At 63.8% G+C, this 25,253-nt stretch carries 22 protein-coding genes; 9 read left to right on the top strand and 13 right to left on the bottom strand.

Features of this window, described 5'->3' with window-relative positions; translation table 11 throughout:
• Window positions 1-90 precede the first annotated feature (90 nt).
• The 5 genes from pdeM to GTP58_RS00935 all read right to left on the bottom strand — a co-directional run bounded on the left by pdeM (window position 91) and on the right by GTP58_RS00935 (window position 6,027).
• On the bottom strand, window positions 91-744 hold the full coding sequence (gene pdeM / locus GTP58_RS00955) for a ligase-associated DNA damage response endonuclease PdeM (protein WP_072781103.1): 654 nt from the start codon (window positions 742-744) through the stop codon (window positions 91-93).
• On the bottom strand, window positions 741-3,158 hold the full coding sequence (locus GTP58_RS00950) for a ligase-associated DNA damage response DEXH box helicase (protein ID WP_161075925.1): 2,418 nt from the start codon (window positions 3,156-3,158) through the stop codon (window positions 741-743). Before GTP58_RS00950 ends, pdeM begins: the two co-directional genes overlap by 4 nt.
• Entirely contained in the window at window positions 3,155-4,774 is a 1,620-nt protein-coding gene (locus tag GTP58_RS00945; RefSeq protein WP_161075924.1) for an ATP-dependent DNA ligase, read from the bottom strand. The genes GTP58_RS00950 and GTP58_RS00945 overlap by 4 nt, the downstream gene beginning before the upstream one ends.
• A complete protein-coding gene (locus GTP58_RS00940; protein WP_161075923.1) occupies window positions 4,767-5,780 on the bottom strand; it encodes a ligase-associated DNA damage response exonuclease in 1,014 nt (337 codons plus the stop codon). The genes GTP58_RS00945 and GTP58_RS00940 overlap by 8 nt, the downstream gene beginning before the upstream one ends.
• A 79-nt stretch (window positions 5,781-5,859) precedes the next feature.
• Entirely contained in the window at window positions 5,860-6,027 is a 168-nt protein-coding gene (locus GTP58_RS00935; protein WP_161075922.1) for a hypothetical protein, read from the bottom strand.
• A gap of 135 nt (window positions 6,028-6,162) precedes the next feature.
• Here GTP58_RS00935 and GTP58_RS00930 point away from each other — a divergent pair, with 135 nt between their 5' ends.
• Complete coding sequence (locus GTP58_RS00930) at window positions 6,163-6,669, top strand: GAF domain-containing protein (RefSeq protein ID WP_161075921.1); 507 nt, start codon at window positions 6,163-6,165, stop codon at window positions 6,667-6,669.
• Here GTP58_RS00930 and GTP58_RS00925 read toward each other — a convergent pair.
• Window positions 6,666-7,409, bottom strand: a complete 744-nt coding sequence (locus GTP58_RS00925; RefSeq protein ID WP_161075920.1) for a GntR family transcriptional regulator — start codon at window positions 7,407-7,409, stop codon at window positions 6,666-6,668. The two genes, GTP58_RS00930 and GTP58_RS00925, sit on opposite strands and share 4 nt — an antisense overlap.
• A gap of 260 nt (window positions 7,410-7,669) precedes the next feature.
• On the opposite strand from GTP58_RS00925, the gene GTP58_RS00920 reads away from it, so the two are divergent.
• Window positions 7,670-10,324, top strand: coding sequence for a TonB-dependent receptor (locus tag GTP58_RS00920; protein WP_161075919.1), 2,655 nt, complete (start codon window positions 7,670-7,672; stop codon window positions 10,322-10,324).
• A gap of 75 nt (window positions 10,325-10,399) precedes the next feature.
• On the opposite strand, the gene GTP58_RS00915 is transcribed toward GTP58_RS00920, so the two are convergent.
• The 6 genes from GTP58_RS00915 to GTP58_RS00890 all read right to left on the bottom strand — a co-directional run bounded on the left by GTP58_RS00915 (window position 10,400) and on the right by GTP58_RS00890 (window position 15,549).
• On the bottom strand, window positions 10,400-11,632 hold the full coding sequence (locus GTP58_RS00915; protein WP_161077221.1) for an RNA polymerase sigma factor: 1,233 nt from the start codon (window positions 11,630-11,632) through the stop codon (window positions 10,400-10,402).
• 31 nt (window positions 11,633-11,663) lie between these two features.
• On the bottom strand, window positions 11,664-12,476 hold the full coding sequence (locus GTP58_RS00910; RefSeq protein ID WP_161075918.1) for a YciI family protein: 813 nt from the start codon (window positions 12,474-12,476) through the stop codon (window positions 11,664-11,666).
• Window positions 12,477-12,509: 33 nt separating this feature from the next.
• Complete coding sequence (locus GTP58_RS00905; protein WP_072781118.1) at window positions 12,510-12,923, bottom strand: YciI family protein; 414 nt, start codon at window positions 12,921-12,923, stop codon at window positions 12,510-12,512.
• Between the two features lie 13 nt (window positions 12,924-12,936).
• Window positions 12,937-13,410 (bottom strand): VOC family protein, encoded by a 474-nt coding sequence (locus tag GTP58_RS00900; protein ID WP_072781120.1) that lies wholly within the window; start codon window positions 13,408-13,410, stop codon window positions 12,937-12,939.
• A 76-nt stretch (window positions 13,411-13,486) separates the two neighbouring features.
• Window positions 13,487-14,878 (bottom strand): heavy metal sensor histidine kinase, encoded by a 1,392-nt coding sequence (locus tag GTP58_RS00895; protein ID WP_161075917.1) that lies wholly within the window; start codon window positions 14,876-14,878, stop codon window positions 13,487-13,489.
• Window positions 14,878-15,549, bottom strand: coding sequence for a heavy metal response regulator transcription factor (locus GTP58_RS00890; RefSeq protein ID WP_072781123.1), 672 nt, complete (start codon window positions 15,547-15,549; stop codon window positions 14,878-14,880). The genes GTP58_RS00895 and GTP58_RS00890 overlap by 1 nt, the downstream gene beginning before the upstream one ends.
• A gap of 128 nt (window positions 15,550-15,677) precedes the next feature.
• Between GTP58_RS00890 and GTP58_RS00885 the strand changes: the two genes are divergently transcribed.
• The 3 genes from GTP58_RS00885 to GTP58_RS00875 are packed head-to-tail and all read left to right on the top strand — an operon-like array spanning window position 15,678 to window position 17,762.
• The gene (locus GTP58_RS00885) at window positions 15,678-16,010 is read left to right on the top strand and encodes a CzcE family metal-binding protein (protein ID WP_161075916.1); all 333 of its coding nucleotides are present in this window, start codon (window positions 15,678-15,680) and stop codon (window positions 16,008-16,010) included.
• 4 nt (window positions 16,011-16,014) lie between these two features.
• Window positions 16,015-16,410, top strand: a complete 396-nt coding sequence (locus GTP58_RS00880) for a DUF305 domain-containing protein (RefSeq protein WP_161075915.1) — start codon at window positions 16,015-16,017, stop codon at window positions 16,408-16,410.
• Window positions 16,407-17,762, top strand: coding sequence for a YncE family protein (locus tag GTP58_RS00875; protein WP_161075914.1), 1,356 nt, complete (start codon window positions 16,407-16,409; stop codon window positions 17,760-17,762). Before GTP58_RS00880 ends, GTP58_RS00875 begins: the two co-directional genes overlap by 4 nt.
• Window positions 17,763-17,846: 84 nt before the next feature.
• Here GTP58_RS00875 and GTP58_RS00870 read toward each other — a convergent pair whose 3' ends face one another.
• Window positions 17,847-18,581, bottom strand: coding sequence for an alpha/beta fold hydrolase (locus GTP58_RS00870; RefSeq protein WP_161075913.1), 735 nt, complete (start codon window positions 18,579-18,581; stop codon window positions 17,847-17,849).
• A gap of 296 nt (window positions 18,582-18,877) precedes the next feature.
• Here GTP58_RS00870 and GTP58_RS00865 point away from each other — a divergent pair, with 296 nt between their 5' ends.
• The 4 genes from GTP58_RS00865 to GTP58_RS00850 all read left to right on the top strand — a co-directional run bounded on the left by GTP58_RS00865 (window position 18,878) and on the right by GTP58_RS00850 (window position 25,230).
• The gene (locus GTP58_RS00865) at window positions 18,878-22,117 is read left to right on the top strand and encodes an efflux RND transporter permease subunit (protein WP_161075912.1); all 3,240 of its coding nucleotides are present in this window, start codon (window positions 18,878-18,880) and stop codon (window positions 22,115-22,117) included.
• Complete coding sequence (locus GTP58_RS00860; protein WP_072781131.1) at window positions 22,107-23,261, top strand: efflux RND transporter periplasmic adaptor subunit; 1,155 nt, start codon at window positions 22,107-22,109, stop codon at window positions 23,259-23,261. The genes GTP58_RS00865 and GTP58_RS00860 overlap by 11 nt, the downstream gene beginning before the upstream one ends.
• A complete protein-coding gene (locus GTP58_RS00855; protein ID WP_161075911.1) occupies window positions 23,258-24,661 on the top strand; it encodes an efflux transporter outer membrane subunit in 1,404 nt (467 codons plus the stop codon). The genes GTP58_RS00860 and GTP58_RS00855 overlap by 4 nt, the downstream gene beginning before the upstream one ends.
• A gap of 80 nt (window positions 24,662-24,741) precedes the next feature.
• On the top strand, window positions 24,742-25,230 hold the full coding sequence (locus GTP58_RS00850; protein WP_072781134.1) for a Dps family protein: 489 nt from the start codon (window positions 24,742-24,744) through the stop codon (window positions 25,228-25,230).
• Window positions 25,231-25,253 lie beyond the last annotated feature (23 nt).

Raw genomic sequence — 25,253 nt, 5'->3', positions numbered from 1 at the left:
CACAGGAGCACCCATCCTAGTTCACTGTTCAGCCACACAATATAGGACTGGCGCAGCAAGCCATGTAGGAACTCTCCGGCTAACGGTAAGTCAAGATAGTGGTACTTCCAGTACCGCCTCCCCGCTGGTCACAAACACCCGTTCTTGCGCCTGGGGCATCACTGGATGCCCGCCAGTAAAAGCGCCAAACGAGGGCAGCACCAGCTGCTGTTGCGCCATCAGAAAGCACGGCAGCAACAAGGATTCCCAGCCAGAACGCAAACGGTAGACCGGATGCACGTGGCCGGCCATCACAAACGCTGGCACCAGCACATCCGGGTGATGGCAGAACGCAAACGGCCCCACCGCATGCGGCTCGTCCACCATGTGGATGCCGAGCTGGGCAGGTGGATCGCCCGCGTGCGCGTCATGGTTGCCGCGCACCACCGTCAAACGCACACCGTGATGGCGCTCGCGCCACGCCTGCATGGCCGCCAGCGTGGCGGGCGCATGGGCTGCACGCGCATGCAGAAAGTCGCCCAGAAACAGCACGTGGCGCGCGCCATATTGTTCCAGCAAGACGTCCAGCGCGCGCAGATTGGCCGTGGTAGTGCCGGCCGGCACCGGCACGCCCAGCGCGCGGAACGAGGCCGCCTTGCCGAAGTGGATGTCGGCCACGATCAGCATGTCTTCACGCGGCCAATACACCGCTTTTTGCGGCAACAGCAGCAAGCGTTCATTGGCGATGGTCAGCATCAGGCTCATGGTCCGGCCGCCTTGTCCAGTTCGCGCACCAGGCGCGCTACGCGGTCTGACAGCTTCTCGGTGCTGAGTTTTTCGCGGAAACGTTCCACCATTAGCGCAAAGCCAAACGGCGTCGCCCGGCGGATCGTATGGAAGCGCACGCTGCGCGCCTGCAACGCCAGCAGCGTTGCGCGCAGGCGCCCCAGTTCCAGCTCCTGTTCCAGCACTTCGCGTTGCGCCTGCGTCAGCAGCAGATTGCTGGCATCGTGCTGGCTGAACACGGCAAAGAACAGCGACGACGAGGCCTGCAACTGGCGCGCGCTCTTGTGCTGTCCCGGATAGCCCTGAAACACCAGTCCGGCAATGCGCGCAATCTCGCGGAAACGCCGTTGCGACAGCTCGGTCGCATTCAGACTGGCCAGCACATCTTCCAGCAGATGATCGGTGCTGAACAGCCCGACCGCTGCACCGTGCTGCTGGTCCAGCAGTGCGCCCCAGTCGACCTCCTGCGCCGACAGCAGCTCAAAACCATAATCGTTGACGGCAATCGAAAACGTCACCGGCGTCATGCGTCCGACACGGTAAGCCAGCAGTGACGCCAGCCCGACGTGCACCGAGCGCCCGGCAAACGGAAACATGAACACATGCCGCCCTTCGCGGCTGTGCATGGTTTCGACCACGGTACTGGCTTCGGTCGGCAGCGACGACCAGCGCTGCTGGATCTCCAGCAGCGGCCGGATCGCCTGCATTTCCGGCCCGTCATAGCGGCCCTGCGTGGCCAACTGCAATTGCGCCAGCGACGCGTGCGCGAGTTCCGACGACATCGGCATGCGCCCGCCCTGCCAGCGCGGCACGGCGCCACGTGCACCGGTGGCGCGGCGCACATAGGCCGTCATCTCATGCAGCCGCACAAACTCCAGAATCCGCCCGGCAAACAAAAAATGATCGCCCTTGCGCAGGCGCGAGATGAACGATTCCTCCACGCTGCCCAGCCGTCCGCCGCTGACGTACTTCACCTGCAATGACGCGTCGGACACGATGGTGCCAATGCCCATGCGGTGACGCCGCCCCAGCGCCACATCCGGCACGCGGTACACGCCCTGCTCGTCCGGCAGCACACGGCGATATTCGGGATAGGCGGTCAGCGACTGCCCGCCGCGCGCGACAAAATCCAGCGCCCATTGCCACTCCTCGTCAGTGAGCAGACGATAGGACCAGGCGCTGCGCACCTCGGCCAGCAACTCCCCGGCGCGGAAGCCGCCGCCCAGCGCGATCGTCACCAGATGCTGGACCAGCACATCCAGCGGTTTCTCCGGCACCGGCCGCGCCTCGATATCGCGCGCCGCCACCGCCTGGATCGCGCCGGCCGCCTCCAGCAACTCCAGGCTTTGCGTCGGCACCAGCGTCAGGCGCGACACGCGTCCCGGCGCATGGCCACTGCGCCCCGCGCGTTGCAGCAGGCGCGCAATGCCTTTGGCGCTGCCGATCTGCAGCACGCGCTCGACCGGCAGAAAATCCACGCCCAGGTCCAGGCTGGACGTGCACACCACCGCTTTCAGCTGACCCTGCTTGAGGCCCTGCTCCACCCACTCACGCACTTCCTTGTCCAGCGAACCGTGGTGCAAGGCAATCAGGCCGGCCCATTCCGGCCGCACATCCAGCAGGTGCTGATACCACAACTCCGCCTGCGAACGCGTGTTGGTGAACACCAGCGTGGTGGCATGCCGCTCGATTTCGGCCACCACCGGCAGCAGCATCTGCATGCCCAGATGACCGCCCCATGGAAAGCGCGACGGATGCTCGGGAATCAAGGTATCCACCACGATGTCCTTGGCCACATGGCCTTTGACAATGACGCCGTCCGGCGCGAGCACATCGCGCGCCTGCGCCAGATTGCCCAGCGTGGCCGACAATCCCCACACCAGCAGCGCCGGATTCCAGCGCCGCAAGCGGGCCAGCGCCAGCTGGGTCTGCACGCCGCGCTTATTGCCCATCAACTCATGCCACTCATCGATGACCACCATCACCAGCTGCGCCATGCGGCTGGCCGCGTCGGGATGGCTCAGCATCAAGGTCAGGCTTTCCGGCGTGGTGATGAGCGCATCGGGCAGGCGCTTGTTCTGGCGGGCGCGCTGGGCCGAGCTGGTATCGCCGGTGCGGGCCTCGACCTGCCACTGTGGCGCGGCGTCCTGCAGCGCACGCAAGGTGTCGGCCGCCAGGGCGCGCATGGGCGTAATCCACAGCACGCGCAAGCCGCGCCCGGCAGGCGCCGCTGCTGCCCGTTGCATCGCCGCGAACCACACGGCATAGGTCTTGCCCGCACCGGTGGTAGCGTGCAGCAGCCCAGAGCGGCCGGCGGCGGCAGCGTCCCACACCGCGCGCTGAAACGGAAATGCCGTCCAGCCGCGCGCATCAAACCAGGCTTCAGCGTTCATGGTGTCAGCAATAAATTCTTCAGCGATTCCAGCGTATCCGCCTCATCGATGGATTTGTCCTCGCGCCGCCGCAGGATGCGCGGAAAGCGCACCGCGATGCCGGACTTGTGGCGCGGCGAACTGGCGATGCCCTCAAAGCCGATTTCAAACACCATGCTGGGCGTGACGCTGCGCACCGGGCCGAATTTCTCGATCGTGGTCTTGCGGATGGCCTGGTCGACTTGCGCGATTTCCACGTCGGTCAGGCCGGAATAAGCCTTGGCAAACGGCACCAGCCTGCGCTCGTCATCCCACACTGCAAAGGTGTAGTCCGTGTACAGCGAGGCGCGGCGGCCGTGGCCGGCCTGCGCGTAAATCAGCACCGCATCCACGCTGAACGGATCGATCTTCCACTTCCACCACGTGCCGGCATTCTTGGTGCGGCCTACACCGTAGCGCGCATCCACCGCTTTCAGCATCATGCCTTCCACGCCGCGTTCACGCGATTCGTGGCGGATCACGGCCAGCTGCTCCCAGCTGTCCGCCACAATCAGCGGCGACAGGCGCAGCTGCGGCGCACCTTGCAGGCTGCCGATCAATTCCTCCAGCAGCATGCGCCGCTCGGACTGCGGCAGATCGCGCAGATCGCGCCCATCCAGCTCCAGCAGGTCGTAAGCCACCATCACGGCCGGCAGTTCACCCAGCAAGCGCGCCGAGACCTGCTTGCGGCCCATGCGCTTTTGCAGCGCGGCAAACGGCGCCGGCGCCGCGCCACCGGACCAGATCAGGATTTCGCCATCCAGCACCACGCCGTCCGGCAGGCGCAAGGCCGCGAGTTCCGGAAAGCGTTCGGTAATCAAGTCCTCGCCGCGCGACCACAGCCAGTTCTTGCCCTCGCGCCGCACCAGCTGGGCGCGCATGCCGTCGTATTTCCATTCGACCTGCCAGTCTTCCAGCTCACCCAGCGTGGCCGGATCGCGTTCGAGCGGATGCGCGAGGAAAAACGGATACGGCTGACCGCCGCGCTGCGCCCGCTCCTCCGGGGCGTGCTCCGCAATCAGCTGCGCAAAGCCGCTGGCCGTCGGACTGACACTGCCATCGGTCCAGCCCATGAGGCGCTGCGCGATGAGTTTACTGTCAAGGCCGGCCACGGCGCTCAGCGCGCGCGTGACCAGCAAACGCGAGACGCCGACCCGAAAGCCGCCGCCGATCAGCTTGATGAGCAAAAAGCGTTCGCGCGTATCGATCTGGTCCCAGAAAGAAAACAGCGCGGCGCGCACCGCTTCCGGTGCGGCGCCGCGCAAGGGGGCAATACCCAGTTCCACCCAGTCGGCCAGGCTGGTTTCCACCGCATGCCGTGGCGGCGGCAAAATATGCGCGATGGTTTCCGCCAGGTCGCCCACGGCGTGATAGCACTCGTCAAACAGCCACTCCTCCAGGCCCGCATACTCCATCGCGTACTGGCGCAGCAGCTTGGTCGGCACCGCCTGGCGCGGCTTGCCGCCGGCGAGGAAGTACACCGCCCAGGCCGCATCGGACGCTGGCGCGCTGCTGAAATACGCTTGCAGCGCCGCCAGCTTGCGGCTGGTGGAGGTGGTCTCGTCCAGTTCGGCGTAGAGATGGGCGAAGTCACGCATGGGCGGCTCCCGCATCTTCCGCTTCGTCATCGCCGTATTCGGTGTCGAAACCGCTGGCCTGCAAGCCATGCTGCTGCAACCAGCGCACCAGCACGGCAATCGAGCCATGCGTCACGATCACGCGCTGCGCACCGGTGGCCGAGATCGCCTCCAGCAGCCCCGGCCAGTCCGCGTGGTCGGACAGCACGAAACCCCGGTCCACGCCACGCCGCCGGCGCGCGCCGCGCAGCTGCATCCAGCCGCTGGCAAACGCATCGCTGAAATCGCCAAAGCGCTTGATCCACGGCGAGCCAGCCGCCGACGGCGGCGCAATCACCAGCGAACGGCCGATGTCCGGCTTGGCCACATCGCCCACCATCACGGTCGGCGGCAGGCGCACGCCGCCATCGCGATACACCTGGTTGAGCGCCTGCACCGCGCCGTGGCAGATGATGGGGCCGACCGTAGGGTCCAGCCCGCTGAGGATGCGCTGCGCCTTGCCGAAGCTGTAGCCCAGCAGGACGCTGGCGCGGCCCTGCGCCGCGTTGGCGCGCCACCAGCGGTTGATGTCGTCGAAGATTTCCTGCTGCGGCTGCCAGCGGTAAATCGGCAGGCCAAAGGTCGATTCAGTGATGAAGGTATCGCAGCGCACTGGTTCGAACGGCGTGCAGGTGGCGTCGGCTTCCACCTTGTAGTCGCCGGATGCCACCCACACTTCGCCGCGGTGCTCCATGCGTACCTGGGCCGAGCCCAGCACATGACCGGCTGGATGCAGCGAAATGCTGACGCCGTTATGCACCAGCTTTTCGCCATACGCCAGGCCGGTGACGTTGATCTGCCCCAGCCGCGACTTCATCACGTTCACGCCCGGGGTCGCCGCCAGGTAGTGCTGGTGGCCGCCGCGTGCGTGGTCGCCGTGGGCGTGGGTGATGACGGCGCGCTCCACCGGCCGCCACGGGTCGATGTAAAACTGACCGGGTACGCAGTACAACCCTTCCTTGCGCACGACTACCATGTCTGCGGGCATAAAGCAGCTTTCTGATGAACGATGGCTGATTCTTGCGTCCGCACGCGCTGCCGTCTGTCAGTCAGCGCACCGATGTCGGTCACATGCTATCGATCAGCTCCGCCATAAAGCCGACGTTATCGTTTTCTTCGCGATCAATGATGATGCGTTCGTCGCCGATCATGAGCAAGGCATCGAGATCGATACGTGGCGGGGGAAGCTCGGGCCGGGGCTCGGGCGGTTTGGCTTTTTTCTTTTTGGAAGACATGGCTGCTCCCTGTGGATGGCACGTAGATGGCATGCGCTGCCAAACAGGATAATCGCTGGCTCCCGCTTGCGCTATCGGATACTGCCTACAAATGGGGTAGGATATAGCCCTGCTTTTTTAATCCCTGACCAGATCATGACTTTCACTCTCAGCGACACCACCTACGGCACCGACAGCGCCGATGCCAAAAACGCCATGTACAACGACCTGCGCCCGCAACTGCAAGGTCTGCTGCATGGCGAAACCGACCTGATCGCCAATACCGCCAACTTCAGCGCGCTGGTTTTCAACAGCATGCCCGGCCTGAACTGGGCCGGCTTCTACTTCCTCAAGGGCGATGAGCTGGTGCTGGGGCCGTTCCAGGGCAAGCCAGCCTGCATCCGCATCAAGAAAGGCCGCGGCGTGTGCGGCACCACCGTAGTGGAAGGCAAATCCATCGTCGTGCCCGACGTGCATGCGTTCCCGGGCCACATCGCGTGCGACGTCAACTCACGCTCCGAACTCGTGGTGCCGGTACGCGGCCCGGACGGCGCCATCGCCGGCGTGTTCGACCTCGACAGCCCGCTGCCCAACCGTTTTGACCAGACCGACGCCGACGGCATCGAGTCGCTGGTCAAACTGCTGGAAGCCACGCTGGCCTAAACCGCGCTCAGCTCGGCCACGAAATCGTAGGCATCGCCGCGGAAGTAGGAGCGGCAAAACTCCACCACCCGGCCGTCGGACAGAAAGCCCAGCCGTTCGACGGCCAGCCCCGCATCGCCCTCCTTCGCATCCAGCAAGCGCGCCTGCTCCGCGTTCAGCAGCAGCGCCGACAGCCGCTGCAAGGCCCGCACCGGCCGGTTGCCGCTGCGCTGCAAGGCTTCATACATGGATTTATCGACTGCCTCCAGCGACGGCAGGCAATGGCCGGCCACGGTCGCATATTCCAGGCACATCGGCCGCTCATCGGCAAAGCGCACGCGGTTGAAGCGGTACACGGTTTCGCCCGGACTCAGGCGCAAACGCAGCGCCTCATCCGGTGTTGCCGTGCCCGCGCTGCGGTGCAGCCATTCGCTGTGCGGGCGCCGGCCGCGCGCGTGCATGTCCTCGGAAAACGAGCTCAGCCGGGAAAAATTCTGCTCGATGCGGGTGTGGTTGATGAAATTGCCGGAACCGGGACGCCGCACCAGCAGCCCTTCCGCCACCAGGCCATCGAGCGCCTTGCGCACCGTCAGCCGCGACACGCTCAGATCTGCCGCCAGCTTGCGCTCGGGCGGCAAGGCATCGTCCGGCTGCAGCAGGCGCTGGGCGATTGCCTCCCGCAGCGTCCGCTGCAATTGCTGATACAGGGGCAAGCTGCCGCTCTCCCCCACTACTTTCATGATATTTGCCAACGTCAGCATAATTCCCTCATATTAGTACCAATTCAGTACCGAATATCCCTAGTTGTATTGAGTAATTTATAATTAATTGCACTGTATTGGTGAATATTAGGCTATTTTTTGTTCATAAAACACCACAACTGCAAAATTTTCTATAAACTGGTAGTAGTTTGGTATGAAGTTTTACCGTATATTGGCCTCAAATTGGTTCTACGACGAGGTTTACAAGGGGAGTCTCGCGAGGGATTCATGACAAGAAGTGAATATGGAGATTGAAATAAATGTCTGAACAGTACGGAAGTAACAAGCCCACCGGCCTGACACCGATTGCTGCCGCAGTCGGCATGATGATCGTCCTGGCCGCCAGCCCAGCCTTCGCGCAACAGGATACGCAGCCTGTTGACACCGCTGCGATCGTGACCGTCTCCGGCGTCCGCGCCGCGCTGGAGCAGTCGCTGAAGCAAAAACGCAATGCCGATGCCGTGGTCGAAGTGGTGACCGCCGAAGACATCGGCAAGATGCCTGACAAAAACGTCGCCGACGCCATCCAGCGTCTGCCGGGCGTGAACATTCAATCGTCGGCCGGTGGTGAAGGCGGCTTTGGCGAAAACGACCGCGTCAGCCTGCGCGGCACCAGCCCATCGCTGCAGCAAACCCTGTTCAACGGTCACGCGATTTCGACCGGCGACTGGTTCGTGCTGAACCAGGTTGGCGGCAGCGTCGGCCGTTCCAGCAGCTTCTCCCTGCTGCCGTCGGAACTGGTGGGCTCCATCGTGGTGCAGAAATCGCAGACCGCCGACCTGGTGGAAGGCGGCGTTTCCGGCGCCATCAACGTCATCACCCGCCGTCCGCTGGACTTCAAAAAACAGCTGACGCTGGAAGCTTCGGTCCAGGGCGCCTACAACGACCTGGCCGGCAAGACCGAACCCCAGTTCTCCGCCCTGCTCGGCTGGAAGAACGACACCAACACCGCAGGCGTGCTGCTGCAAGCGTTCTCGGAAAAAACCACGGTGCGCCGTGACGGCCAGGAAGTCCTGGGCTACTCGACCATCGCCGCCGACAGCAAGGCCGCCAAAGCGATTCCCGCGCTGGCCGGCCTGCGCATTCCGACCTTCATCGGCGCCACGCTGTTCGAACAAAAGAAAAAACGTGAAGGCGGCGCTTTCGACGTCGAATTCAAGCCGTCCAAAGAACTGACGCTGGACCTCAACGGCTTCTACTCCAAACTGAGCGCACCGCACCAGAACACCAACTGGCTGGCCGCGCCTGGCAACCAGATCAACCGCGACGGCACCATCCCGACCGCCTACAACATCAGCAACGGCACCGTGACCTCGGCCAGCTTTGCCACCAACTCGGGCGAAGTGGACAACATCTACCGTCCTGATGCGGGCGGCAAGTCCTGGTACCTGGACTTCAACTTCAAATGGCGCGCCACCTCGGACCTGACCTTCTCCGGCAAGGCCGGCCGTACCTACGGCGTGGGCTGGGACCGTGACGACGTCTACTATCAGAACAACGTCAGCGGCGGCATGACCTACAAGCTTAACGGCCTGTCGCCCGCCGACGTCTCCTACCCGGGCGGCGTCACCAACAAGCCGGGCAGCACCGCCTGGGCCGGCGGCGGCGAATCGCAATCGGTGGACAAGGAACGCTACGTCCAGCTGGACGGCGACCTGCGCATCAGCGAAGGCATCTGGGATTCGGTCAAATTCGGCGCCCGTTTCACCGACCACAAACGCAGTGCCGAGCACCCGTTTGAAACCCGTCCGGGCGCGCTGGGCTTCAGCAACCCAGGCCCGGCCTGGAACGGCGAGATGTACCCGAGCGACTTCGCCTCCAACCTGGGCGGCAACCTGTCCACCAACTACTTCAAGTACGATGGTGCAGCGCTGGGCGCGTGGGGTGCGGCCGCCGGCAACCGCCTGTTTGACTATGTACGTCGCCACAACTGGACCGACGAATTCAAGGTCAACGAGAAAACCAGCGCCGTCTACGGCATGGCCAACCTGACCGGCGACAGCTGGAGCGGCAACTTCGGTGTGCGCGGCGTCCGCACCAAGCAGACCTCGATCGTCAACCAGTCGGGCGGTGTCACGCCAATCACCGGTTCCGACTGGGGTCCATACAGCCAGACCACCTTCGAACGTACCTACAACGACGTGCTGCCTAGCGCCAACGTCAAGTTCGACGTGAACAAGGACCTGGTGGTGCGCGCGGCGATTGCCCGCGCCATTTCGCGCCCTGACTACAGCGCGCTCGGTGGTTCAGTATCGCTGAACGACGACGCGCTGAGCGGCAACGGCGGCAACGCCCAGCTGGATCCGATCCGTTCCAACAACGCGGAAATCAGCACCGAATGGTACTTCGCGCCGAAATCCTCGCTGACTGCGGGCCTGTTCTACATGGACCTGACCTCGGTGGTTGCACTGGGTACCTTCACCGGCACCTACTACAACAACAAGCTGGGCAAGCAGGCCGTGTACCAGATCACCCAGCCGTACAACACCACGGGCAAGAACAAGGGCGTGGAGCTGAGCTACCAGCAGCCGCTGTTCGGCAACTTCGGCAGCCTGATCAACTACACCTATGCTGACGGCAAACAGGCCGACGGCAGCGAGCTGGTCAACTCGTCGAAGAGCACCTACAACGTCACCGGCTACTACGAAGACGACAAGTTCAGCGCGCGTCTGGCGTGGAACTACCGTTCGGCCTACAAGGCCGGCGTGGACCGTGGTGCCAGCCAGCACGTGAAAGGCGCCGGCAACCTGGCGGCATCGTTGAACTACAAGATCAACGAACAGCTGACCGTCACGTTCGATGCCCTGAACCTGACCAACACCACCATCAAGATGTACGCAGAAAACACCGACCAGCCACGTGCGTTCTACTCGAACGGCCGCACGTTCTACCTCGGTCTGCGCGCCAAGATGTAACCATCCGGGGTCAGTTCTTGCAATCCAACACGGCCCCAGCTGTAGTAGCTGCTACAGCTGGGGCCGTGTATGAATTCAAGAACTGACCCCGTTTTTTGCGCGCGCCAGCAGCAGCTGGCGTTCGCGTTCGTTGTGTGTCAGTGCGGCGGCGCGCTCGAATTCGAGGCGCGCCTCCGCTGTTCTCCCCAGCCTGGCCAGCAGGTCGCCACGCACGCTGGGCAGCAGATGGTAGCTCTTCAATGCGGGCGCATCCATCAAGCCATCCACTACCTCCAGTCCCGCCTGCGGTCCATACGCCATGGATAACGCCACGGCACGGTTCAACTCGACGATCGGCGACGGCGACAGCTGCGCCAGCGCGTCATACAGCGCGGCGATGCGCTGCCAGTCGGTATCGGCGCCACGGCGCGCCCGCGCATGGCAGGCGGCGATCGCGGCTTGCAGACCGTATGGCCCCAGGCCCCGGCCGGTGCGTTCGGCACGCGCCAGCGCCGCCAGGCCGCGCCGTATCAGCAGCTGGTCCCAGCGCGTGCGGTCCTGTTCCATCAGCAGTATCGGCTCGCCTTTCGGGCCGACGCGGGCGCGGGCGCGCGAGGACTGAATTTCCATCAGCGCCACCAGGCCGTGCACCTCCGGTTCGTCCGGCGTCAGCTCGGCCAGGATGCGCCCCAGCCGCAGCGCCTCTTCGCACAGCGCCGGACGCATCCAGTCGGCGCCGGCGCTGGCGGAATAGCCTTCGTTGTAAATCAGGTAGAGTACTTGCAGCACCGAGGCCAGGCGCTCGCCCAGCTCGTGCGCGCGCGGCGCCTCAAACGGCACCTTGGCCTCGGACAGGGTGCGCTTGGCACGCACGATGCGCTGCGCCACCGTCTTTTCCGGCACCAGGAAGGCGCGCGCGATTTCGTCGGTGCTGAGGCCGCCCAGCAAGCGCAAGGTCAGCGCCACGCGGCCATCGGTGGGCAGCACCGGATGGCAGGCTACAAACACCAGCCGCAGCAGATCGTCGCCAATATCGTTGTCCAGCGCGTTTTCCACCGCCACCTCCAGGTCCGGTGCGGCGGCCTGCAATTGCAGGTCGATCTCGTAACTGATCTGTGATTCTTTTTCCAGATGCATCTGGCGATGGCGCAGCAGGTCCAGCGCACGGTTTTTGGCCACCGCCATGAGCCAGGCGGCCGGCTGGTCGGGCACGCCGGTATCCGGCCAGCGCTCCAGCGCCTGCACCAGCGCATCTTGCGCCAGTTCTTCGGCCGGCCCGACATCGCGCAGCATGCGCGCCAGCACGGCGATGATCTTGGCCGACTCCATGCGCCACACCGCCTCGATGATTTTATGAACGTCAGCCGCCACGGGCTGCTTTGCTGAAAGCGTTGCGCAGGCCGGCCTCCAGCAATTCGGCGCGCAGGCGTTCTTCCGCCGCCACCATCTCCGGCGTGAACTCCGCATGCGACTTGCGCTCGCAGGCTTCACGGATTTCCAGGATCAGGTCGCCCGGCATCGGATAGGGATAGGCCTTGGCCCAGGCAATCGCCGCCTCGCGCGAAGCCGCCTGCAGCATCCAGTAGCCCGCGATGAGTTCCTTGATTTCCGTGAACGGGCCATCAACCACCGAGGTTTTCGAGTTGGCATAGTGGACCCGCACCGCGGAGCTGCTGCCCATCAGGCCCTCGCCCGCCAGCAGCACGCCCTGCTGCACGCCCGCCTCATTGGCCGCGTTCATCACATCGATGACTTCGGGCGGCGGCGCCAGATCAGACTCCAGCTCCGCATCCGAACGCAGGAACACCACGTAGCGCGTCAACTCCTGCTTGCGGTCCGGGATGGTGCCGGCCGCCGTGCCCCGTTCATCAAAGCCGAGGCAGGCGCCGGGGCAGCCCGCATCGCGGATTTCATAGACTGCGCCGCTGTCGAACAGGGGCCACCAGCGCACCTGCTCCACAATATCTTCGCGCGATTCCGCTTCCAGCTGCACGAAGCCGGCCACCAGCTCCCTCGGCGGGAATGGGCCGTGAACCTCGCTCCACTCGCCATCGCGGCGCAACAGCCGCACGGCTTCCGCACTGGGGCGCAGAAACGTGCCTGGCTCCAGCGCCGGCGGCTGTATCCCTCGTTCCGTGCTCTGATTTGCACGGCGCAATACCATGAATTCCATTGCAAACTCCTGACTAGACTCAGGTATAAGGTATCACAGGCGGGCGCGTAAAGCTTCTTCCTGCGCTGCCAGTTCCGGCGTCACGGCCTCACCGAAATCGCTCATCTCAAACACCTGGCGGATTTCAATGTCGGACGGTCCATCGAACGGATTCGGACAACGCTTCATCCATTCAATCGCCTCTTCCTTCGACTTCACCTGAATCAGCCAGAAGCCCGCAATCAGCTCCTTGACTTCGGTGAACGGTCCATCGGTGACGGTGCGGGTCTTGCCGTCGTAGTGGATGCGCGCGCCTTTCGCGCTCGGATGCAGGCCCTCGCCCGCCAGCAGCACGCCGGCATTGACCAGCTCCTCGTTGAACTTGCCCATGGCCGTCAACAGCTCGGTACTGGGCAGCTTGCCGGCTTCCGAATCCGCGGTCGCCTTCACAATAATCATGAAACGCATGGCTGTCCCTTTCTTAGCACGGTGGCATTTGCTGTTTCATCGCAGCCGCCATTTCTTCCGGCGTCATGTCCTTGATGTGGGTGGCAATCGCCCAGTGGTGGCCGAACGGGTCAGTCACCTGGCTGTAGCGGTCGCCCCAGAACATGTCCGTGGGCGGCATCCGCACCGTGGCGCCGGCCTGCACCGCCTGCTGGAACGCGGCGTCGGTATCGGCCACGTACATATGCAGCGTGACCGGGCTGCCGCCCAGCGCCTTCGGCCCCTTGCCGCCTTCGTACTCCGGAAAGTCATCCGCCAGCATGACGGTGGAATCGCCGATTTTGAGCGCAGCGTGCATCAGCTTGCCGTTGGGGCCGGGCATCCGCATGATTTCCACGGCGTTGAACGCCTTTTTATAGAATTCAATCGCGTTGGCCGCGCCTTCGCACGCCAGGTGCGGCGTGATGGTGTACATACCCTGAGGAATAGGATTTACTTTCGCATTCATGTCAGTCTCCTTGGTTGAGTCGATCGGTGCTTCTATCCCTACGACGAAGCAGCATCGCAGAATTCGACACGCTTTTTTAGTTTTTTTTGAAGAACAGCGTAAATACTGTGCACTCGCCCGGCTGGCTGTCCAACGAAATCTTTCCACCATGCAATTCCATGATGGCGCGCACGATGGACAGGCCGAGGCCGGCGGAATGGGACTGGTCGGAACGCGCCTGGTCAGCGCGGTAATAGCGGTCGAATACATGGGGCAGATGTTCGGGTGCGATGCCGGGGCCGGAATTGCTCACCGTCAGCGCGACGCCATCCGCGACAGCGCGCGCCGCCAGCGTCACCGTGCCGCCGGCCGGCGTGTAGCGGATGGCGTTCGACACCAGGTTGTTCACGGCGCGGCGCAGCAGCACCGGATCGACCTCCGCCCGCAGCGGCGCGGCATCGACGCTCAGGCGCACACCCACATCGTCCGCGAGGATCTCAAAATAGTCGTGGATGCGCCGCAGCTCCACCTGCAGGTCCAGCGTTTCGCGCTGCAGCGCCAGCTGGGCGTTATCGACGCGCGCGAGGAACAGCGTGTTCTCGATCATGCGCGCCAGCCGTTCGTACTCTTCCAGATTGGACGCCAGCAGTTGCTGGTACTCTTCCGGCGTGCGCGGGCGCGACAGCGCCACCTGCGTTTCCAGCATCAGCGTGTTGACCGGCGTACGCATATCATGCGCCAGGTCGGCGGCAAAGCCGGACAGGCGCTGCACGCCATCCTCGAGCCGGTTCAGCATGGCGTTATAGGCCTCGCCCAGTTCGCGCAGTTCGACCGGCGCGTCCTTGACCGACAGCCGCGTGTTCATGCGGCTGGTGCTGATGTCGTTGGCCTTGGCGACCACGGAACGCAGCCGCCGCATGCTGTGTCGCACCGCCACATAACCCAGCAGCGTGGCCAGCAGCGCGCCTCCGCACAGCGCCACCAGCAGATCGATGGAATAAGTGCTGAGCAGCTTGAGCCGGTCGGAGCGCTCGCGCGCCAGCGTAATCTGTACCGGATCGGCGCCCGCCACGCCCGCCGCGCGCACCATGCGGCCGATGCCCGTGGCGGGCTGCCAGTCATGGATATCCGCCAGCGTCAGCACGCGCTGGGCCGGCACGCTGTCCACCTGCGGCAGCGGACGCGAAGTCACCGAGGTTTGCAGCAGTTGGCGGCCATCGGCGGCATTCACCCTGAGCATGAAGTCATGGTGGCCAAACAGCGTATCGGTAAGCGGCTTGCCATCCCGCGCGATGGCGTCCGCCGATGGCAGGCCGGCGACGATGCGGCGCAACTGCCCGGCCTTGGCAATGAGCTCCGCGTCGTCGCGGTTGGCCATCTGCTGCTGCAAGGTCAGGTACAGATACGCGCCCACCGCCACAAAGCTGGTCACCACCACCGCTGACAGCAGCATGGCCACGCGCAGCGTCAACGACATCGGCCGGCGCATCAGGCACGCTCCTCCAGCAGATAGCCCATGCCGCGCACCGTCTGCACCAGTTTGCGCGGGAACGGATCGTCCACCTTGGCGCGCAGGCGGCGGATCGCCACATCGACCACATTGGTGTCGGAATCAAAGTTCATGTCCCACACCATGGAGGCGATCTGCGTGCGCGACAGCACCTCGCCCTGGCGCTTGGCCAGCAGGTGCAGCAGGGCGAATTCCTTGGCCGTGAGCTCGATGCGCTGGCCGCCGCGCATCACACGGCGGCGCAGCACATCGATTTCCAGATCGGCCACGCGTATCACTTCCGCTTCGCGCACCGGCCCGCGCCGCATCAGCGTCTTGATGCGGGCCAGCAGTTCGGCAAACGCGAACGGCTTGACCAGGTAATCGTCCGCGCCCAGTTCCAGGCCCTTGACGCGGTCCACCACATCATCGCGCGCGGTGAGGAACAGCACCGGCGTTTCCTTCCGCTCGCGCAGCTTGCCGAGCACCGTCCAGCCGTCCATCTGCGGCAGCATCACGTCCAGCACGATCAGTTCATAGTCATGCTCGAGCGCCAGCGCCAGGCCATCGACGCCATTGCGCGCCAGGTCCGCCACATAGCCGGATTCGTGCAGGCCCTTGACCAGATAGTCGCCCGCCTTCGGCTCGTCTTCAACAATCAGTATCTTCATGATGCCCTCATTGTCGGCCTTTTACAGGGCCGCAGGGATTACAAATCTGTCATTTGGACGTCATCTTCCTGTCAGCGCCCGCTCCTTAGACTGGCCTCCATCTTCACTCAACCACGAAAGGAAGCACCATGTTCAACGCACTGCGCACCACCTTGATCGCCGCTGCCATCGCCGCCAGCGCTGGCGCCGCCCACGCTGCCGTCAACCCGCATCCGGAATTCGGCATGCGCACCGCCGCTGCCAATGCGGATCAGCGCATCACTATCAATCCTTCCACCAAATGGGTCAACGTAAACAACGGCGACACCGTCACCTTCGACATCAACGGCAAAAGCGTCACCTGGCATTTTGACACGCTGCACAGCGAAGAAGCGTTCGACCTGTCGAAAATCGCGCCCGACGCCATCCCGGCTGGCATGGTGACGGTGTACGTCGGCAGCAACCCCTTGTACCGCGGCTGATCCCGTGCGCGCCGCAATCATCGCAGTCCTCCTGCCGCTGGTGGCGGCCGGAGCGCAAGCGCAGGAGCACCACCATCACGGCAGCGGCGCCGCCGAGGTAGCGCCGCCCGCCGCCTTCGTTGCCAGCAGCGCCAAGCCGTTCAGCGCGCTGATGGACGACGCCATGGCCGTGATGGACGCCGGCATGCAGCAGGCGCCAATGAACGGCGTGGCGGAGCACGACTTCGTTACCATGATGATGCCGCATCACCAGGGCGCCGTCGATATGGCCAAAGCCGTGCTGCTACACACCCAGGACCCGGAAATCCGCAATCTGGCGCTCGGCATCATCGCCGAGCAGCAGAACGAGATCAACGTCATGCAGGCCTGGCTGCAACGTCACAAGGAGACTACCCAATGAAGCAACTTGCACTTGCCGCAGCTGCCGCGCTATGCTGTACCTGCGCCGCCGCAGCGCCTTCGCCGCTGGACCGCGTCTACACCGCCGACCAGAATACCAACACCATCTCGGTGTTCAACCCCGCCAGCAATACGCTGCTTGGCCAGATCAAACTGGGCAACGCGCGGCCAGACGTGCTGTCGCCGTTGTACCGCGGCGAGATCAATGTCCATGGCCTGGGCTTTTCGCCCGATCACAAAACCCTGATCGCGATTGCCAACGGCTCCAATTCGGTGACCTTCATCGACACCGCCACCAACAAGGTCAAAGGCAAAACCTATGTCGGCCGCTCGCCGCATGAAGGCTTCTTCACCGCTAATGGCAAGGAGGTATGGGTGGTGGTGCGCGGCGAAGACTACATCTCCGTCATCGATCCCGTCACATTCAAGGAGACGCGCCGTATCCAGACCGACCTGGGACCGGGCATGGTGCAGTTCCATCCAGATGGCAAGCTGGCGTTCGTGGTATCCAGCTTTACGCCGACAGTGGATATCATCGATGTGGCGTCGCATGCCGTCATCAAGCGCATCAGCGTGGCCAGCCCGTTCTCGCCGTTCCTGCAGTTTACGCCGGACTACAGCGAAATCTGGATGACACACAAGGACGTCGGCAAGGTCACGCGCATCAGCACCACGACGCTGGAAGTCACGGGCGTGATCGACACCGGCTTTATCACCAACCACCTGGCGTTTGCCAAAGTGGGCGGCGAGGTGCGCGCCTATGTCACGGTGGGTGGCGAGAACGCGGTCAAGGTCTACAGCACCGGCAAGGAAGCCAGGCTGCTGGCGACCATTGCCACTGGCGCGCTGCCGCATGGCGCCTGGACCTCGGACGACAATACCCGCGTCTACGTCGGACTGGAAAACGGCGATGGCGTGCAGGTCATCGACACTGCCACCAACCAGATCATCGCTACCATGGGTGGTGGACAGGCGCCGCAAGCGCTGATCTACCTGTCCAACGTCGCGGCCAGCGCCGACGACCGGGCCAACCTGGTGCCACGCGTGAATCAGGACGCGCACAACATCCAGCTCAAGCCGACCGGCGATGCTGGCAAAGGCTTTATCGTCGTGCGCAACCTGGGCGTGACGGATGCCATCGAAGCCTTCCTGTACAAGCTGAAGCCGGACGCGCAATACGACGTCTACATCAGCGACCAGACCGCGCCGATCGGCAGCTTCCGCACCAACGCCATGGGCATGGCCAACGGCACCATGATCGGTCCGGTGCGTTCAACCGCCGCCAGCGATACCCCCTCCACCATCACGGTGAAAGAGGCCGGCGGCGCGGCGGTGCTGGTTAGCGTGCGCTGAACCCGCACCGCCACACAGGGTCTGACCCCGTACGGGGTCAGACCCTTAAGTGGTAAGGCTGGCGTATCGCTTAAGGTTGCGGGGTTATTTGGCCGCGTCCAGGATAAGGTTCGCAATCTCGTCGGCGTGCGAGATCATCGAGAGGTGGCTGGATTGCAGCTCGATGGTCTTGGCGCCCATGCGCCTGGCCAGGAAGCGTTCCAGTTCCGGCGAGGTGGTACGGTCATTGGCCGACACCGCGTAGTACGTCGGCTTGACCTTCCACGCCGCCGCCGTGGTGCGCGAAGCGAACAGCGTCTGCGAAATCCGTCCCTGCCCTGCATACAGCACACGCGCGCGCGCCGGCTCCAGGTCCCCCGCGAAGTCGCGCACAAACGCCTCCTCGCTCAATTGCGCAAAGCCGTCCGGCGTCTTGATCAGTCCCTTGCTCGCCGGAGCCGCCGGGAAGGTCGCGGCCAACGCCGCATAGTCCTCGCCAGCATCCGGAGCGCGCGCGGCCACATACACCAGTGCCGCCACCTTGGCATCCGTGCCCGCTTCGCTGATGACGGTCCCCGCCCACGAGTGGCCGACCAGAATCACCGGACCATCCTGCTGCGCCAGCGCACGGCGGGTTGCGTCAGCATCGTCGGCCAGCGACGTCAGGGGATTCTGCACCGAGGTCACATGCTTGCCCGCCTTCTGCAAGCGCGCGATCACATCGTTCCAGCACGAGCCATCGGCATAGGCGCCATGCACCAGCACGATGTTGTTGACGGCCGCCGTCGCGCCGCCGGAAAGCAGCGCCGAGAGGGCGCCAGCAAATATCAGCTTTTTCATGTATGTTCCTTGTTGGTTGAGAGCGAGTCCAGTATAGAAATCTCCCTCTGACTACAAGATGACGCCCGGATTACAAACAGATTACATTCCAGCAGATACACAACGATACATTACAGAAACAATTCTTAAGTCAGCCGTAACCATTAAGCAGCTAAAATTTCAGTAATGTAGTAACTTACTTTACTGCAATATCGCATTCATTAGCCTGGCTCATAAGGTCATGCGATTCCGCCGCATTAATCAAAAAAGAGTACCGCGCCATGTTGCGCGGCTAGTCCGTCCCTGGGGGAAACCTTGTGTTAATTGATATCGTCCGCGTGGCGCTTCGGCGCCCCTATACATTTGTGGTCATGGCTTTGCTGCTGCTGATCGCTGGTCCGTTGGCCGCCTTGCGCACGCCGACCGACATTTTCCCCGACATCAAAATCCCGGTGATTGCGGTGGCGTGGCAGTACACCGGCCAGCCGCCCGACCAGATGGCAGGCCGCATTTCCACGCTGTTCCAGCGCGCGCTGACCACCACCGTCAACGACATCGAACACATTGAGGCCAATACCTTCACCGGTGTCAGCATCGTCAAGATCTTCTTCCAGCCTGGCGTCAACGTGGCCGTGGCCAATGCCCAGGTGACGGCGATCTCGCAAGCCTTGCTGAAGCAGATGCCGGCCGGGATTACGCCGCCGCTGATCATCAACTACAACGCTGCGACGGTGCCGATTCTGCAGGTAGCGCTATCTGGCAAAGGCCTGTCCGAACAGCAGCTGTCCGACCTGGGTACCAACACCGTGCGGACGCCGCTGGTCAGCGTACCTGGCGCCGCGATCCCGCTGCCATACGGCGGCAAACAGCGCCAGGTGCAGATTGACGTCGATCCGGCGCTACTGCAGGCGCGCGGCCTGTCGGCGCAGGATATCGCCAACGCACTGGCCGCACAGAACGTGCTGACCCCAGTGGGTACGCAGAAAATCGACAGCCTGGAATACACCATCCAGCTCAATAGCGCACCATCGGCCATCGCCGACCTGGCCCGCCTGCCAGTGAAGGTGGTCAACGGCGCCACCATCTACCTGGGCGACATCGCCAATGTCCACGACGGTAACGCGCCGCAGACCAACATCGTGCACGTCGACGGCAGCCGCTCGGTGCTGATGTCGGTGCTGAAGAACGGCTCCGCCTCCACGCTGGCGATTGTGGACGGCATCCGCGCCAAGATAGAGGCGCTCAAACCGGGCTGGCCGGAAGCATTGAACGCCACGCCGATCAATGACCAATCCGTATTCGTGCGCGCCGCCATCAAAGGCGTGGCATCGGAAGGCGTGATCGCCGCCGTGCTGACCAGTCTCATGATCCTGCTGTTCCTGGGCAGCTGGCGCTCGACCATCATCATCGCGGTCTCGATTCCGCTGTCCATCCTGGGTTCCATCATCGCCTTGTCCGCGATTGGCGAATCGCTCAACCTGATGACGCTGGGCGGCCTGGCGCTGGCCGTGGGTATCCTGGTGGACGATGCAACCGTCACCATTGAAAACATCAACTGGCACCTTGAACACGGCAAGCCGGTGGAAGCCGCCATCCTTGACGGCGCGGCGCAGATCACCACCCCGGCCTTCGTGTCGCTGCTGTGTATCTGTATCGTGTTTGTACCGATGTTCTTCCTGGACGGCGTCTCGCGCTTCCTGTTCGTACCGATGGCGGAAGCGGTGATCTTCGCCATGGTCTGCTCCTTCATCCTGTCGCGCACCCTGGTGCCGACCATGGCCAACTACCTGCTCAAGCCGCACGACCTGGGCGAAGGCCACGCCCACGGACACGGCGGCCATGGCAAGCCTGCGCCATCAAGCAATCCGCTGGTACGCTTCCAGCGCGCCTTTGAGGCACGCTTCGAGCGCGTACGCGCAGGCTATATGGGCCTGCTGCAATACGCCATCGCCCACCGTCCGAAATTCATCATCGGCTTCCTGGTGGTGGTGGTGGCGTCGTTCTCGATGGTGCCTTTCCTGGGCAGTAATTTCTTCCCGTCGGTCGACTCGGGCCAGGTGCTGATCCACGTGCGCGTGCCGGTCGGTACCCGTATCGAAGAAACCGCAGCGCGCTTCGCCAAAATCGAGCAGGCCATCCGCCGCGTGATTCCGGCCAAGGAAATCGTCACCATGACCGACAACATCGGCATGCCGGCCAGCTCGATCAACACCGTGTATAACAACACCGGCATGATGGGCACGCAGGACGGCGACTTCCAGATCGCCCTCGGCGAAGAACACGCGCCGACGGCGGAATATGTGCGCAAGCTGCGCCGCGTGCTGCCGGAAGAATTCCCGGACACCACCTTCTCGTTCCCGCCAGCGGACATCGTCAGCCAGATTCTGAACTTTGGCTCGCCAGCGCCGATTGATATCCAGATCCGCGGCGCCAAGATCGACGACAACTACGTCTACGCCGACAAACTGCTCAAGCGCATCCGCGCCATCCCTGGCGTGGCGGACGCGCGCATCCAGCAGTCCAACAAAGCGCCAGTGTTCAAGGTCGATGTCGACCGCACGCAGGCGCAGCAACTGGGCCTGACCACGCGCGACATCACCAACAGTATGGTGGTCAACCTGGCCGGCTCCTCGCAGGTCGCACCAACCTTCTGGCTGAACCCGGCCAATGGCGTGAGCTACCCGATCGTCATGCAGACCCCGCAGCCGCAGCTGGATTCGCTGTCGTCGCTGGCCAATCTGCCGGTCGGTAACGGCGCCAATACCGGCAATGCGACGCTGGGCGGCGTGGCACGCTTCGAACGCGGTACCGCACCGGCGATCGTGAGCCAGTACGATATCGCGCCGATGGTGCAGATCTACGCCACCACCCAGGACCGCGACCTTGGCTCTGTCGCCAAGGACATCAACAAGGTGCTGGAAGAAACCAAGGCCGATCTGCCGAAAGGCACCACCGTGCAGATGCTGGGCCAGGTCAAGACCATGGACCGCGCGTTTGCCGGCCTGCTGTTTGGTCTGCTGGGCGCCGTGGTGCTGATCTACTTCCTGATCGTGGTGAACTTCCAGTCGTGGCTGGACCCGGCGGTGATCGTCTCGGCGCTGCCTGCCGCGCTGGCCGGCATCGTCTGGATGCTGTTCGCAACCAATACCACGCTGTCCGTGCCTGCCCTGACGGGCGCCATCATGTGCATGGGTGTGGCCACCGCCAACTCGGTGCTGGTGATCTCATTTGCGCGTGAACGCCTGGACGAACTGGGCGACGCTACCGCCGCCGCGCTGGAAGCGGGTTCGGTGCGCTTCCGTCCCGTGCTGATGACCGCCCTGTCCATGATCATCGGCATGCTGCCGATGGCGCTGGGCCTGGGCGACGGCGGCGAGCAGAATGCACCACTGGGCCGCGCGGTGATCGGCGGCCTGATTTTCGCCACCACCGCGACGCTGCTGTTCGTGCCTGTGCTGTTCAGCATCGTGCACAAGAAGAAAGCCGCACCGGGTACGGCACCTGATACCAAATCCAACGACCAACCTATTTCCGGAGCACCTGTCCATGCAAACTAAAACTTCTCGTATGGGTCACAAGCCGCTGGCCCTGGGTCTGATCGTCCTCGCTGCCGCGCTGGTGTCGGCCGGCATCCTGAGCCGCCGCTCGCAAGCGGAGCAGGTCAAGGAAGCCAATGCCCCGGTGATCCCTACCGTCAGCATCCTCACCGTGGGCCAGGTCACCGGCGCGCCGCTGGAACTGTCGGCACGCATTGAGCCATGGGCGCGTGCACCGATCTATGCCCGCGTCAGCGGCTATCTGAAAAACTGGAATGTCGACATCGGCGCGCCCGTGAAATCGGGCCAGACGCTGGCCGACATTGAAACGCCGGACCTCGACCAGCAACTGCTGCAAGCCAAGGCCGAACTGGCCACCGCGCGCAGCAACCTGACGCTGGCCACCAGCACCGCCAAGCGCTGGCAAGGCCTGCTGGCGGCGGACGCCGTCTCGCATCAGGAAGCCGATGAAAAAGCTGGCGACCTGGCTGCCAAACAGTCCGCCGTCAACGCCATGCAGGCCAACGTGGACCGCGTGCAGGCCCTGCAGCGCTACACCCGCCTGGTGGCGCCATTTGATGGCGTGGTCACTGCACGCAATACCGATGTGGGCGCGCTGATCAGCGTCGGCGGCGTACCGGGCAGCGAATTGTTCGTAGTGTCCGACATCAGCCGCCTGCGCGTGTACGTCAACGTGCCGCAGCGCCAGGTCGCTGCGATCAAGGTCGGCGACAAGGCGGAACTGAGCGTGCCTGAACGCGCGGGCAAAGTCTTCACCGCCACCGTGCAGTCGCTGTCGCAATCGATCAATGCCAGCTCCGGCGCCATGCTGGTGCAGCTGACCGTGCAAAACGACAACCGCGAGCTGCTGCCAGGCGGTTACGCCTCCATCCACTTCGACGCGCCGGTGGCCGGCAGTGCCCTGAGCATCCCGCCAAGTGCGCTGATCTTCAACAAGGCCGGCACGCAGGTGGCGACGGTAGGCAATGACAACCGCGTGGTGATGAAGCAGATTACCGTCGGCCGTGACCTGGGCAGCGCGCTGGAAATCGCTTCCGGCATCGACCGCAATGACCGCGTCATCGCCAATCCGCCAGATGGCGTATCCACCGGCGACGCTGTCCGCGTGGCTGCCGCCGCCACGACGACGAAGGCCAAGCTGTGAAGATTATTTACGCTACTACCTTAGCCCTGGCGCTGGCCGCCTGTGCGCAAGCGCCGGTGCAGCAGCCGCCTGCCGTACCGATGGCCGACAGCTTCCGCGACATTCCCGCAGGCTGGGCCGATGCCAACGCCAAAACGCCATTGATGCCAGCCGACTGGTGGACCATGTACCAGGACCCGCAGCTGGATGCGCTGGAGCAGCAGCTCATCGCCAACAGCCCGGACCTGGCCAGCGCCTTGGCGCGCTACAAGCAGGCGCAGGCCGCAACGGGCGTACTGCGTTCGGCCGAATCGCCGCAGCTGGGCGCCTCGCTGAATGGCCAGCGCATCCGCCAGTCCGATCTCAAGCCGCTGCGTGGCGCCACCTCGCCTGCTGAATACAACAGCGGCACGTTGACGCTGGACTTCGGCTACGAAGTCGATCTTTGGGGCCGCATCAGCAAGCAGGTCAGCGCTGGCGAAGCGCAGGAACGTGCTGCCAACGCGGACCTCGCGGCAGCGCGCCTGTCGCTGCAGATCCAGCTGGCCGATACGCTGCTGGCACTGCGCGGCGCCGATGCCGACATCAAGCTGCTGCGCGAAACCGAAGCCGCCTACAAGCGCCAGGCCGACCTCATGACCCAGCGGCATGACGGCGGCACCGCTTCCGGCCTCGATCTGGCGCGCGCAGAAACGCAGCTCGAGTCCACCCGCTCCCTGCTGCGCCAGCGCCAGGCGCAGCGCAGCGTACAGGAACATGCGGTTGCCGCGCTGGTGGGCGCCAATGCGGCCAGCTTTACGGTGGCGCCCGCGCCCGACGCCAGTTTCACCGCGCCTGTGGTGCCGGTAGGCCTGCCATCGCAACTGCTGCAGCGCCGCGCCGACATCGCCGCCGCCGCACTGCGCGTGGCGGCCGCCAGCGACCAGGTAGGCGTGGCGCGCACTGCGCTGTTCCCGTCGTTGACGCTGGGCGTGCAGGCCGGCCTGCAGTCGAGCGATTTCGACCAGTTCGCGCGCGCGTCCAACCTGTTCTGGGCAGTCGGCCCGACCATCGCTGTCAGCCTGCTGGACGGCGGCCGCCGCAAAGCGCAAATCGCCAGCGCCGAAGCGGTGCTGGACGAAGCGGGCCAGCGTTACCGCGCTGTCGTGCTGACCGCCTTCCAGCAAGTGGAAGACCAGCTCGCGCTGCTCAACAACTACGATGAAGCCGCCAAGTTTGACCACTCAGCAGCCGATGCCGCGCGCCGCGCGCTGGACCTGGCCAAGAAACGCTACGACCAGGGCGCCGCCAGCTACCTGGAGGTGGTGACGGCACAAACGGCGTACCTGCAGGCGCGCCGCAGCGAACTGGATCTGACCACGCGCTACCGCCAGGCCGGCGTGCAGCTGGTGAAGGCCGTCGGTGGCGGCTGGTCAGCCTGAGAAGGCTATGACCAGCGGGACAGGCAGACAAGGCGGCATAGCGCTACAATGGCTGGGTCAGTAACCAACCAAGGAGCTACATGATGGGTGTTAAAGCGATCAAGATTGATATTGGCCTTTCCGAGAAAAGCCGCGCCACCATCGCCGATGGTCTGTCTGGCCTGCTGGCCGACAGCTACACGCTGTACCTGATGACCCACAACTTCCACTGGAACGTGAAGGGTCCGATGTTCAACTCCCTGCACCAGATGTTCATGACGCAGTACACCGAACAATGGGCAGCGCTGGACCAGATTGCGGAACGCATCCGCGCACTGGGCTACCCGGCGCCGGGCACTTACGCCCAATTCGCCAAGCTGGCCACGATCAAGGAAGTGGAAGGCGTGCCGGCTGCGCTGGACATGGTGCGCCACCTGGTCGCCGCGCAGGAAGCCACGGCCCGCACCGCGCGCAAGCTGCTGCCTGTCGTCGGCAAGGCTGACGACCAGCCGACCGCTGACCTGCTGACCCAGCGCCTGGACGTCCACGAGAAAACCGCATGGATGTTGCGTAGCCTGCTCGAAGAGTAATTTAGAGGGTTTCTGCCAGTCTG

It is taken from the genome of Duganella sp. CY15W, assembly GCF_009857555.1.
Classification (GTDB): domain Bacteria; phylum Pseudomonadota; class Gammaproteobacteria; order Burkholderiales; family Burkholderiaceae_D; genus Rugamonas; species Rugamonas sacchari.
The sequence above is the reverse complement of the archived record's forward strand: the minus strand, read 5'-3'. Positions and strand labels throughout refer to the sequence as shown.

What these genes read in the sequence shown, in the direction of transcription:
- GTP58_RS00850 (WP_072781134.1), top strand. Translation starts at nt 24,742, where the DNA reads ATGATGGGTGTTAAAGCGATCAAGATTGATATTGGCCTTTCCGAGAAA.
- GTP58_RS00930 (WP_161075921.1), top strand. Translation starts at nt 6,163, where the DNA reads ATGACTTTCACTCTCAGCGACACCACCTACGGCACCGACAGCGCCGAT.
- GTP58_RS00910 (WP_161075918.1), bottom strand. Translation starts at nt 12,476, where the DNA reads ATGGAATTCATGGTATTGCGCCGTGCAAATCAGAGCACGGAACGAGGG.
- GTP58_RS00945 (WP_161075924.1), bottom strand. Translation starts at nt 4,774, where the DNA reads ATGCGTGACTTCGCCCATCTCTACGCCGAACTGGACGAGACCACCTCC.
- GTP58_RS00950 (WP_161075925.1), bottom strand. Translation starts at nt 3,158, where the DNA reads ATGAACGCTGAAGCCTGGTTTGATGCGCGCGGCTGGACGGCATTTCCG.
- GTP58_RS00905 (WP_072781118.1), bottom strand. Translation starts at nt 12,923, where the DNA reads ATGCGTTTCATGATTATTGTGAAGGCGACCGCGGATTCGGAAGCCGGC.
- GTP58_RS00890 (WP_072781123.1), bottom strand. Translation starts at nt 15,549, where the DNA reads ATGAAGATACTGATTGTTGAAGACGAGCCGAAGGCGGGCGACTATCTG.
- GTP58_RS00920 (WP_161075919.1), top strand. Translation starts at nt 7,670, where the DNA reads ATGTCTGAACAGTACGGAAGTAACAAGCCCACCGGCCTGACACCGATT.
- GTP58_RS00875 (WP_161075914.1), top strand. Translation starts at nt 16,407, where the DNA reads ATGAAGCAACTTGCACTTGCCGCAGCTGCCGCGCTATGCTGTACCTGC.
- GTP58_RS00915 (WP_161077221.1), bottom strand. Translation starts at nt 11,632, where the DNA reads ATGGAGTCGGCCAAGATCATCGCCGTGCTGGCGCGCATGCTGCGCGAT.
- GTP58_RS00940 (WP_161075923.1), bottom strand. Translation starts at nt 5,780, where the DNA reads ATGCCCGCAGACATGGTAGTCGTGCGCAAGGAAGGGTTGTACTGCGTA.
- GTP58_RS00925 (WP_161075920.1), bottom strand. Translation starts at nt 7,409, where the DNA reads ATGCTGACGTTGGCAAATATCATGAAAGTAGTGGGGGAGAGCGGCAGC.
- GTP58_RS00885 (WP_161075916.1), top strand. Translation starts at nt 15,678, where the DNA reads ATGTTCAACGCACTGCGCACCACCTTGATCGCCGCTGCCATCGCCGCC.
- pdeM (WP_072781103.1), bottom strand. Translation starts at nt 744, where the DNA reads ATGAGCCTGATGCTGACCATCGCCAATGAACGCTTGCTGCTGTTGCCG.
- GTP58_RS00900 (WP_072781120.1), bottom strand. Translation starts at nt 13,410, where the DNA reads ATGAATGCGAAAGTAAATCCTATTCCTCAGGGTATGTACACCATCACG.
- GTP58_RS00870 (WP_161075913.1), bottom strand. Translation starts at nt 18,581, where the DNA reads ATGAAAAAGCTGATATTTGCTGGCGCCCTCTCGGCGCTGCTTTCCGGC.
- GTP58_RS00935 (WP_161075922.1), bottom strand. Translation starts at nt 6,027, where the DNA reads ATGTCTTCCAAAAAGAAAAAAGCCAAACCGCCCGAGCCCCGGCCCGAG.
- GTP58_RS00860 (WP_072781131.1), top strand. Translation starts at nt 22,107, where the DNA reads ATGCAAACTAAAACTTCTCGTATGGGTCACAAGCCGCTGGCCCTGGGT.
- GTP58_RS00895 (WP_161075917.1), bottom strand. Translation starts at nt 14,878, where the DNA reads ATGCGCCGGCCGATGTCGTTGACGCTGCGCGTGGCCATGCTGCTGTCA.